Annotated in this window: 8 protein-coding genes; 1 reads left to right on the top strand and 7 read right to left on the bottom strand. The window is 40.4% G+C overall.

The features are described 5' to 3' along the window. Positions 1-61: 61 nt before the first annotated feature. From E4635_RS02170 to thrA, 6 genes are all read right to left on the bottom strand, one after another. Positions 62-1,849 (bottom strand): ABC transporter ATP-binding protein, encoded by a 1,788-nt coding sequence (locus E4635_RS02170; RefSeq protein ID WP_135524966.1) that lies wholly within the window; start codon positions 1,847-1,849, stop codon positions 62-64. 114 nt (positions 1,850-1,963) lie between these two features. Further along, entirely contained in the window at positions 1,964-2,677 is a 714-nt protein-coding gene (locus E4635_RS02165; protein ID WP_135524965.1) for a YebC/PmpR family DNA-binding transcriptional regulator, read from the bottom strand. 70 nt (positions 2,678-2,747) lie between these two features. Then, positions 2,748-3,830 carry a glycine cleavage system aminomethyltransferase GcvT gene (gcvT, locus tag E4635_RS02160; RefSeq protein WP_135524964.1) on the bottom strand — a complete coding sequence of 361 codons (1,083 nt, stop codon included), beginning with the start codon at positions 3,828-3,830 and terminating at the stop codon, positions 2,748-2,750. Between the two features lie 84 nt (positions 3,831-3,914). Then, the gene (gene thrC / locus E4635_RS02155) at positions 3,915-5,204 is read right to left on the bottom strand and encodes a threonine synthase (RefSeq protein WP_135524963.1); all 1,290 of its coding nucleotides are present in this window, start codon (positions 5,202-5,204) and stop codon (positions 3,915-3,917) included. 13 nt (positions 5,205-5,217) lie between these two features. After that, on the bottom strand, positions 5,218-6,141 hold the full coding sequence (locus E4635_RS02150) for a homoserine kinase (RefSeq protein ID WP_135524962.1): 924 nt from the start codon (positions 6,139-6,141) through the stop codon (positions 5,218-5,220). Between the two features lie 11 nt (positions 6,142-6,152). After that, a complete protein-coding gene (gene thrA / locus E4635_RS02145; protein ID WP_135524961.1) occupies positions 6,153-8,597 on the bottom strand; it encodes a bifunctional aspartate kinase/homoserine dehydrogenase I in 2,445 nt (814 codons plus the stop codon). Positions 8,598-8,965: 368 nt separating this feature from the next. On the opposite strand from thrA, the gene E4635_RS02140 reads away from it, so the two are divergent. Then, the gene (locus tag E4635_RS02140) at positions 8,966-9,820 is read left to right on the top strand and encodes an NAD(P)H-hydrate dehydratase (RefSeq protein WP_135524960.1); all 855 of its coding nucleotides are present in this window, start codon (positions 8,966-8,968) and stop codon (positions 9,818-9,820) included. 45 nt (positions 9,821-9,865) lie between these two features. Here E4635_RS02140 and E4635_RS02135 read toward each other — a convergent pair whose 3' ends face one another. Beyond that, complete coding sequence (locus E4635_RS02135; protein WP_135524959.1) at positions 9,866-11,224, bottom strand: TlpA disulfide reductase family protein; 1,359 nt, start codon at positions 11,222-11,224, stop codon at positions 9,866-9,868. Positions 11,225-11,302 lie beyond the last annotated feature (78 nt).

The raw sequence follows: 11,302 nt of genomic DNA, 5'->3' as shown, positions 1-11,302 counted from the left end.
AAAAATTATAACAATAAAATGAATCCGTTCTTACATTTACGACTCCCATAGCTAATGGATACTAAAAATCGCTGAACTGGAGGTTGCTCAGGTTTTTATAAATCCCGTTTTCCATTTTCAGCAGTTCTTTGTGTGTCCCTTTTTCGCTGATGACACCTTTGTCGAGGACTAAAATAGTATCCGCATTCCTAATGGTCGATAACCTATGCGCTATGATAATGCTCGTCCTGCCTTCCATTAAGATTTCCAGGGCTTCCTGAACCAGTTTTTCGCTTTCGCTGTCTAACGATGAAGTCGCTTCGTCCAATATCAGGATGCTTGGGTTTTTCAATAATGCACGTGCTATGGCAATTCTTTGGCGCTGGCCACCGGAAAGCTTGATGCCTCTTTCTCCTACCAAAGTGTCGAATTTTTCAGGGAAACCAGTGATGAAATCAAGGGCGTTGGCCTGTTTTGCAGCCATTGTTATTTCCTCATCTGTGGCGTCCGGTTTTCCGTAAGCAATATTTTCACGGATGCTTCCGCCAAACAAAATAACATCCTGCGGGACAATACTCATGTTGCCGCGCAAATGTTCCAGGTCGTACTCATAAATATCCTTATCATCAATTAATATGGTTCCTTTTTCGATATCATAAAATCGGAGCAATAAAGAAGAAATGGTTGATTTCCCGGCTCCACTTGGTCCTACAATAGCGATTTTTTGCCCATATCCTGCAGTAAAACTCACATCTTTAAGTACTTGTATTTCTTTTCTGGAAGGATAGCTAAATGCCACATTATGGAACGCTACATTTCCTTTTATCTTTTCTTTTGACTGGATTTTAGAAGTGTTTATTTTTTCTGGGGTTTCATCCAACAGCTCAAAAACCCTTTCGGTAGCTCCGACGGCCTTTTGGATCTGGGCATATAATTCGGCGATACCGCCAAACGACGCACCGATAAATGTGGAATACAATACGAAAGAGATCAATTCGCCGACACCTTTTATTTCGCCACTGATACACAAATTCACACCGTACCAAACCACGGCCACAATAGCGCCAAATAAGCAGAAAATAATAAACGATGCAAAATAACCTCTGTATTTTCCACCTTTGATGGCTTGTTTTACGACTTCTGAAATTTTGCCTTCGTACCGTGCGATTTCATACCATTCGTTTGCAAATGCTTTAACATTGCTGATGCCTTGCAGCGTTTCTTCAACAATAACCTGGCTTTCGGCAACTTGGTCTTGTACTTTTTTGGAATATTTGCGGATAAACCTGCCAAAAATTACTGCGGCAACGGCAACAACCGGCACAATGGAAAGCATCATTAAGGTTAGTTTCGGGCTGATGGTTGCCAGGAAAATAACACCTCCGATGATTAAGATGAACTGGCGCAGGAATTCGGCAATGGTAGAGGTTAAGGTATCCTGGATCTGGGAAATATCGGAACTGATCCTGCTGTTGAGTTCACCAACGCGTTTCTGCGAGAAAAACGACATAGGCAATTTGATCAGGTTGCTGTATAAGGCCAGCCGGATATTGGCCAGGGTATTTTCAGTAAAATTCACAAATAAGGATAACCTGAAGAACGAGAAAAAGGATTGTAAAAATAAAATCCCCATTAGGAGAAGGGCAATATTTTTGGCTTTTGCCAGATCTTTGGCATTGACACAATCTACCAGCATTCCCATCAGTTTAGGAAAAGCAAGGGCGGTGGCTCCGGTCATGAGCAGAAAGAGCAGCCCTACATAAAATTTCCATTTATGGTTCCCGGCGTATCTGAATATCAGTAGGGATTTGTTGAGTGTGTCCTTATTGAGTTTTGCTTTGGGCAAATCATTTTCTTTGAATCTGGCCATGTTTTTTTAGGTAAAAGTAAGTAATACTGTTGACGGGTTGTTTGTTTTTAATCAAAAAACTCCATCCCGATGTAAAAAGGGACAGAGTTTTTTAGTGTATTGCGTTGTAAAAAATTATAGTTCGACCATGGTATGATATACGTTCATCACGTCATCATCTTCCTCGATTTTTTCCAATAATTTCTCAACATCGGCTACTTGGTCCGGCGTTAATTCTTTGGTTATCTGCGGAATCCTTTCAAATCCTGAAGATAAAATTTCCATGTTCCTGTTTTCCAGTTCTTTTTGGATGGCACCGAAACTTTCAAAAGGAGCGTACATTAAAATCCCGTCTTCATCGGCAAAAATTTCTTCAACCCCGAAGTCAATCATTTCCAATTCCAGTTCTTCTACGTCCTGGCCTTCAGCAGGAATGCGGAAATTACAAGTATGGTCAAACATGAATTCGACAGAACCTTGAGTACCCATTGTCCCGTTGCATTTGTTGAAATAGCTTCGGATATTCGCTACGGTCCTGTTGTTGTTGTCCGTTGCGGTTTCAATTAAAATGGCAATCCCGTGCGGGGCATACCCTTCGAATAAAACCTCCTTGAAGTTTGCCGTATCTTTATCGGATGCCTTTTTGATAGCGCGTTCTACGTTATCTTTTGGCATATTTGCCGCTTTTGCATTTTGGATAACCGCCCTTAAACGTGAGTTTGTTTCAGGATTCGGGCCGCCTTCCTTAACGGCCATTACAATATCTTTTCCAATTCTTGTAAACGTTTTTGCCATTGCTGACCAACGTTTCATTTTTCTTGCTTTTCTAAATTCGAACGCTCTTCCCATTTCTATTCTGTTTAATTCCGGAAAACTCCGGAACAAAATTAATCCTTAATTATGTATAAAAAAAATATGATTATTTCTTGTAAAAAGGCAATTTGACCACTTTGGCAGGAACATCATTTTTCCTGATTCGGATAAAAATCTCACTATCGGCTGCAGCCAATGAAGTAGGCACATACCCCAGGCCGATCCCAACATTCATAGAAGGAGACATGGTTCCTGAAGTTACAATCCCGATAACATTCCCGGAAGCATCGACAATTTCGTAATCGTGTCTTGGAACAGCACGCTCCTGCATTTCGAAGGCTACCAGTTTTCTGGAAACACCAGCTTCTTTTTGTTTCTTGAGATTGTCAGAATTGGTGAATTCCTTGTCAAATTTGGTGATCCACCCCAAACCGGCCTCTAACGGAGACGTAGTATCATTGATATCGTTTCCGTACAAACAGAAGCCCATTTCCAAACGCAATGTGTCACGGGCGGCCAATCCGATAGGTTTGATGCCAAAAGCGGCGCCGGCCTCAAATACTTTGCTCCAGATTACTTCTGCGTCTTCGTTTTTGAAATAAATTTCGAAACCACCTGAACCGGTATAACCTGTTGCGGAAACGATCACGTCTTGCACACCGGCAAATTCCCCAATCTGGAACGAATAATAAGGCATGTTGACCAAATCGATAGCTGTTAAGGATTGCATAGCTTCAGCAGCTTTAGGTCCTTGGATGGCCAATAACGAATACGCATCGGAATTGTTAATCATTTCCACGCCCAAATCGTTGTGCGAGGAGATCCAGTTCCAGTCTTTTTCGATATTGGAGGCATTTACAACCAGCATATAATGATTGTCGGCAATTTTATAAACGATCAAATCATCTACAATTCCGCCTTCGTTGTTAGGCAAACAGGAATATTGCGCTTTCCCGTCTACTAATTTTGAAGCGTCATTTGAGGTTACTTTCTGAATTAAAGCCAATGCATTTTCACCTTTCAGGAAAAATTCACCCATGTGGGAAACATCAAAAACACCAACTCCGTTGCGGACTGTTTCGTGTTCTGCGTTTACTCCTTCATATTGTACAGGCATGTTGTAACCTGCAAATGGAACCATTTTAGCTCCTAAACTTTCGTGAACGTGCGTTAATGCTGTATTTTTCATTTAGTAATGTTATAAAATTTGAAGTCGCTAATTTATTCTTTTTATTTTGAGTATCAAAGTATCAGCAAGGCAATTTGCGAGGGATTAACCAAGCAGGATATTTTGGAGTTCTTCGTATGTGTCTATTTTAATACTTGTTTTCTTTTTGTCCAAAATCTTTTGGATTTGCTCCGGCACCGGCAATTCTATATGTAAAGCGGATGTTACAATTTCCGAAAATTTGATTGGATGTGCCGTTTCCAGGAAAACACCAATGCTTCCGGGATGTTTTTTCAATCCCTTTTTGAGCCCGAGATAGCCTATTGCCCCGTGTGGTTCGGCGATATAATTTAGCTGGTTGTAAATGTTTTGCAAAGCAATTTCGGTTTCTTCATCCGTAAAACAAAAAGCGGAGAAATCGTTTTCAAATAATTTTAAGTCATTATTGTACAGTTCTTGAATCCGTATAAAATTGCTCGGATCGCTCACGTCCATAGCGTTTGAAAGTGTCGCAATTGTTGGTTTTGGAGCATAATTCCCGCTTTCCATAAATCTTGGAACCGTGTCATTTGCATTGGTAGCAGCCACAAAATGGGCAATAGGCAACCCAAGGCGTTTGGCCATAATTCCCGCACAGATATTCCCGAAATTCCCGCTCGGACAGGAAACGATAATGGGTTTGCCGTGTTTTTTCAATTCCCGGTACGCAAAAAAGAAATAAAACATTTGGGGAAGCCACCGGGCAATATTGATGGAATTGGCAGAAGTCAGGTATTTTTCCTTAAGATTTGTATCCAAAAAAGCTTTTTTCACCATCGCCTGGCAATCATCAAAAGAACCGTTTACTTCAATGGCTTTTATGTTCCCGCCCAAAGTTGTAAGCTGGAGTTCCTGGAAATGGCTTACTTTCCCAGCAGGGTACAATATGACGACCTCAATGTTTTTGACGTCTAAAAAACCGTTTGCCACAGCACCTCCAGTATCACCGGATGTCGCCACAAGGACAGTGTTTTTTTGTTCATTGGCCCGATTAAAATAACCCAGGCAGCGTGACATAAAACGGGCACCAACATCTTTGAAAGCCATGGTCGGGCCATGATAAAGTTCCAATGCAAAAACGGTTTCCTCAATAGGGATGATGGGGAAATCAAAAGATATTGTTTCCATTATGATTTTTTTCAGTTCCGTTTCCGGGATTTCATCACCAATAAATTGCCGAATGGCATGAAAGGCAACTTCTTCTTTATCAAGGGTTTCTATAGTATCGAAAAAAGAGGAGGGAAGCGGAGTGATGGTTTCAGGGAAATACAAACCGCTGTCGGGTGCCAATCCGTTGATGACGGCTTCCCGAAAAGAAACAGTATGGTTTTTAGTGTTCAGGCTGTAATATTTCATTTTCCAATAGTTATTAATCGATTATTTTTATGCCTTCAGCATTTATTTTTGAAACATGAATCTCAAAAGGGATCCCGGTATCTTTATAAGCATCCTGTATGGCTTGCGCTACTTTTTGTGCGGTATGAAACCCTTTGCTCAAGGCAAAAACAGACGGGCCCGAACCGGAAATCCCTGCGCCCAAAGCACCGTTTTCCATGGCAGATTTTTTGATAAGCTCAAAGTTAGGGATAAATTTCCCCCGTAAAGGCTCAATAATTTCATCATGCAGCGAACGTTGTATCAAATCATAATCGTTCGTATACAATCCGGCAATCAGCCCTCCGAAATTGCCCCATTGCGTGATGGCGTTTTTTAGCGGAACCATGGGTTCCAGGACGGCTCTCATTTCGGATGTTTTCAATTCGATCTGCGGATGGATTACTGTAGCGAACAGTTCGGGTGGGCTTTCTATTTTGATGATATCCAAAGGATTATAACCTCTGATTAACGTAAATCCACCCAAAAGGGCAGGAGCCACATTATCGGCATGTTCGCTTCCGCTGGCCAAAGCTTCTCCTTTCATGGCAAATCGGACCAGTTCTTTTCTGGAGAAAGGCCTGCCCAATAATTCATTGATTCCCAAAACAGCCCCGGCCGCACTGGCTGCAGAGCTTCCTATACCACTGCCGGCTTTTATTTTTTTATGGATTTCGATCTCAAACCCAAATCCGGGGTTTATTTCTTCAAGTAAGGCCATAGCTGCCACTCCGGCTACATTTTTTTGAGGTTCCAAAGGCAGGTTGGCACCCGTTATTTGCGTAATCCGAATGCCTTTTTCGGCTGTTTTACGGAGGATCATTTCATCGCCAATGGTATCAAGGCACAAACCAAAAACATCAAATCCGCAAGATAAATTGGCAATAGTTGCCGGGCAAAAAAGTTGTATTTTTTCCATTTTTCTTATTTTTAAATTGTTCCTATTCGGATAACATCTGCAAAAATCCCAGAAGCGGTTACTGCAGCACCTGCTCCGGCGCCTTTAATAAGCAAAGGCTGTTCGGCATACCGGTCTGTGTAAAAAAGCACGATATTGTCCTTTCCTTCCAGATGGTAAAAAGGATGTTCCTTTTGGATGTACCGTAACCCGACACTTGCCTTCCCTTCTTCGAATTGCGCTACATATTTCAGGCGGCAATCCTTTTTTATGGCTTCTTGATACATAGTTTCAAAATGCGGCGCATGGGTTTGCAAGGAAGCGAAAAAATCTTCGGTAGAGGAAGTTTCCAGGGATTCCTTGGGCAGGAACGATTCATTTTCAATTTCGTCAATTTCCATCGCATAACCGCTTTCCCGGATCAGGATGAGGATCTTTCTCATCACATCAACGCCGCTCAAATCGATTTTGGGATCAGGTTCTGTATATCCTTCTTCTTTGGCCTGGTTTACAACATTGTAAAAACTATTGTTTTCGTTAAAATTATTGAAGATAAAATTCAAACTGCCCGAGAGCACGGCTTGTATTTTGTGCACCTTGTCACCGGAAGCGATTAGGTTTTTTAAGGTATCAATAATAGGAAGGCCCGCGCCCACATTGGTTTCAAACAAAAATGGCGCATTGTATTTTTGAGACAACACTTTTAAATTCCTATAGTTTTCAAACCCGGAAGAACAGGCAATTTTATTGCAGGTCACAACAGCTACATTTTGCTTTAAAAACCGGTCATAAATGCCGGCAATGCTTGTGTTTGCCGTGTTATCGACAAAAATACTATTGCGCAGGTTGAGTTTTTCTACTTTTGAAATAAATGCTTCCATACAGTTTTCTTCTCCGTTTTGCAGGACTTCTTTCCAATGGTTCAGATGGATTCCATCTTCGTCAAAATGCATTTTTTGGGAATTGGATATGGCAATTACCCGGATATTGATCTTCAGGTGTTCTTTTAAATATTTTTTTTGCTGATTGACCTGATCGATGAATTTCCCGCCAACATTCCCAACACCACTGATAAAAAGATTGAGTTGTTTGATATTGTCTTCAAAAAAACTTTCATGCAACGTGTTCAGCGCTTTTTTAACGTCTTTTTTAGCGATGACGGCTGAAATATTCCGTTCAGAAGCGCCTTGGGCAATCGCCCGGATATTGATATTGTTTTTGCCTAATGTACTGAACATTTTCCCGCTTAATCCCTGGTGGTTTTTCATATTTTCGCCCACAAGGGCAATAATGCTGAGATTTTCTTCTACCAATGACGGATTGATTTTGAACTGTTTGATTTCATATTGAAACTCCGCATCAATGGCCCGTTTTGCTTTTGTAGCCTGGTTTTCCGAAATGCCAATGCATATGGAATGTTCAGAAGAAGCCTGGGTTATGAAAATGATATTTATGGCTTCTCTGGCAATAGCACTGAAAAGCCTTTTGGAAGCGCCTAAAATCCCTATCAACCCTGATCCTTCAAGTGTTATCAAAGCAATAGCATCAATATGGCTTATGCCTTTGATTGGATTTGTATTTTCCAGGCGGCTAGCATTGCTAATCAAAGTACCAGGTGCCAAAGGCTCAAACGTATTCTTGATGTACACAGGGATTTGCTTGTTCAGGACAGGCTGGATGGTTGGCGCATACAACACTTTGGCCCCAAAATGAGACAGTTCCATCGCTTCGCTATAGGTAATGTACGGAATTGGCGTAGCTTGTTTAACGATTTTTGGGTTGGCCGTAAACATCCCGCTCACATCTGTCCATATTTCCAATTGTTGTGCATCTAGCGCGGCGGCTAGTATGGCTGCTGTGTAATCCGATCCTCCGCGGCCCAGGGTAGTGGTATGGCCTTCATGGCTTTCGGCAATAAAACCGGGCATAATGGTAATTTCCGCCTGGTTTTTATCAAAATAATATTGGATCAAAAAATCAGTAGTTTCAAAAGAAACACTTGCATTACCATGGTTAGCATCTGTTTTGATCAATTCCCGGCTGTCGGCATAGACTGCTTTGGGGAATGATAATTTCAACTTTTCGTACAGGATCCGTGAGGAAAGCAATTCGCCGTACGATAAGATAATATCTGTTGTTTTGCTTGACAATTCGCCCAATAAGCAGCAGCCTTCCAATAAGGATCCTAAATGGCTGAAGCATTTTTCTATATAACTGTTCAGGGAATCCCGGTTTTCTTCCGGTAAGAGTTCTTGTACTGTTTCCAGGTGCCTGTCCCTGATTTTTAAGAGTTCGGGAATATAACTTTTATCGCCGTTTTTTGCAGTATCGATTATAGTGTTTAAAGCATCTGTGACACCACCTAAGGCAGATACAACTACTATTTTTTTTCCTTTTTTCTCCGCCAGGATGGCTATTGACTTTACGATATTGTGGCTATTGGCTACAGAGGAGCCTCCAAATTTTAAAACGTTCATGATGGTCTGTTTTAAAGCCATGACAAATCCTGAATAGGATAATGACTGGCCAGATTAATGTAAATGGGATTGAAAAGTGTTATCCGGAAATAACGTTGGTTGTGTTATGACAACACAAAAGACCTATGGATTATATGTAAAGTGTATACCCCAGAGGGGTAGTAGTTGTAGTTGATGTTAAAACAACAGAAATTGCAGCTGAGGATTTAGCTGTAGCAGTAAAGTTATATGTGCTATTGTTGTATAACATTCAAACAAATATACTTTTTTTTTGCATCCGATAAGCACTTACAGTAAAGTTTTTCTTAATAAATGCAATTATATACGCATAACTGTCGTAAATTTAAGGGTGTCTTAAAAGTGCGGTTATGGAAAATTTCCTTCAAATCGATAGAGCCGAAATCCTCAAAAGGTTTATTCCTATTGCTACATCTGCCCACAAAGGCGTTCAGGGACATGCACTGATCATTGGCGGGAGTTACGGGAAAACCGGTGCCGTTTGCCTGGCATCAAAAGCATGCCTGAAATCGGGAGCGGGCCTTGTTACGGCCTATGTCCCAAAATGCAGTTACGGCATTGTACAAACCGCGGTTCCGGAGGTTATGGTCATTACAGATGATTACATGGAACACATCGTCTCGATACATTTTGATCTATCGCTACAAGCCATTGGCATTGGGATAGGGATGGGGCAGCACCCGGACACGCAGCATGCCTTTTTTAATTTTGTCAAAGCAAACAAAACCGCCCTTGTTATTGATGCCGACGGATTGAATATCCTTTCCCGGAATAAGGAATGGCTGTCTTTACTGCCTGAAAACACCATTATTACACCGCATGCAAAAGAACTGGAAAGATTGATAGGTACGTGGGATTCCAAAGAAGATATGATAAAAAAAGCCACATTATTTTCCAAGGAATTCAAACTAATTGTCGTGGCCAAAGGAGCTCCTACTTATACTATCGATAAAGATATGGTTTACGAAAATACGACCGGCAACCAAGCCTTGGCTACCGCCGGAAGCGGCGATGTACTCACGGGCATCATCACAGGGTTGGCCGCTCAGGGATATAAACTTACAGATGCAGCTATTTTAGGGGTTTACCTGCATGGTGCAGCTGCTGATATTGCGCTGCCGGAAACAGGTCATCATTCCTTTATTGCTTCAGATTGCATTGCTTATTTGGGAAAAGCTTTTTTAAGTTTGGAAAACATCCAATAAAAAAAGGCTGCCTTTCAGCAACCTTTCCTATAATTTAAAAAAATATTATATCCCCAATTCCTTGAATTTTTCAATCAGTTTTGGGTCTGAAGGACGTGGCGCATCTGCAGAAACAATATTTCCATTCGGATCAATTAATATGAATCTTGGGATGCTTTTAACCGCATATGCTTTGATAAATTTTGAGTCCCAACCATTATCGGCAAACAAATGCATACCGTCTAATTTTTTATTTGCGATTATTTTACGCCATTGTTCGATGCTTCCTTTGTCATCTACGGAAATGCTTACAAAAACAATGTTACTCTTTTTATACTGCTCTTCTATTTTTTTAAGGGAAGGAAATTCCTGAATACAAGGTTCGCACCAGGTTGCCCAGATATCAATATATACATATTTCCCCCTTAAACCCTCTAATGATGTCTCTCCACCTTTAAAATTCATATAGGTAAAACCGGAAGATACACTACCTTTTTTCAGGCTTCTAATAGCATTGATTTTAGAAGTCAGTTCTTCTTTTTTGGCAGCATCGGAAGTCAATAGCATCAGTTCATTATACAAAACCTCTGCATCGGGATTCTCATAATGTAATTCTTCTGTAACATATTCGATAAAAAAAGCCCTGATTGCATTACTCTTTATTTTTTTGATTTCCGGTAATGAAAGTGCAAAAGTATACGCCGGTTTTTTTTCGGTTGATTGGAGAATTTTTTTATAAAGAATGTTATAAATCAGGTATTTGTATTCGTCTGAAAAGTAATAATCCGTTTCATTGTCGAGATCAATGGATGGATCCGGCTGAGGGAAACTGTCGGAAGTCCTGAATCCTTCTTCTTTAGTATGGAAAATATGCAGTTTTTGATAAATTATATAATGTAGCTGTTCTAAATAATTGATGTTCCTTTTTTCATATTCTATAAAACGGGCATTTGTAAACGGAGTGGTTTCAAATAGATGGACAACATTGTTTTTTAATTCGGAAATGCTTTTTAAGTAATCGGCTTCACCCAATGAGAATAATACTTTGCTTGCTTCTTCTCCTTTATGGAAGATATTTTTTTTCTGTTGCCAATACATGTTTTCTACAGCATTGTCTCCTTGAAATGAGATACTGGTGCCAAAGTTTTTATCATCCGCAGTTATAACAAGCCTGGTGCCTTTTTCTAAATAGATATGAGTGAAATTGTTTCTGGTGTAAAACGAATATGACCCATTATATTTGATTTCCATAGAATCCGAAAAACTACCGTCACCGTTTACATTGATAACTTTTTCAAAAGAATCCCCCATAATATACAACTCCTTATCTGTAGCGTTGCTGATTGTTCCGGTAATGGTCACAATGTCATTTGGGAATACTGCGGTTGTAATTAATGCTAGTATGAAGATAAAGGAAACTTTCATTTGTTTTTTTTGCTAATGTAGGAAAACATCCAATAAAAAAGGCTGCCTTTCAGCAACCTTTCCTATAATTTAAAAAAA

The organism is Flavobacterium humi (assembly GCF_004745595.1).
In the GTDB taxonomy this organism is placed as follows: Bacteria; Bacteroidota; Bacteroidia; order Flavobacteriales; family Flavobacteriaceae; genus Flavobacterium; species Flavobacterium humi.
The sequence above is the reverse complement of the archived record's forward strand: the minus strand, read 5'-3'. Positions and strand labels throughout refer to the sequence as shown.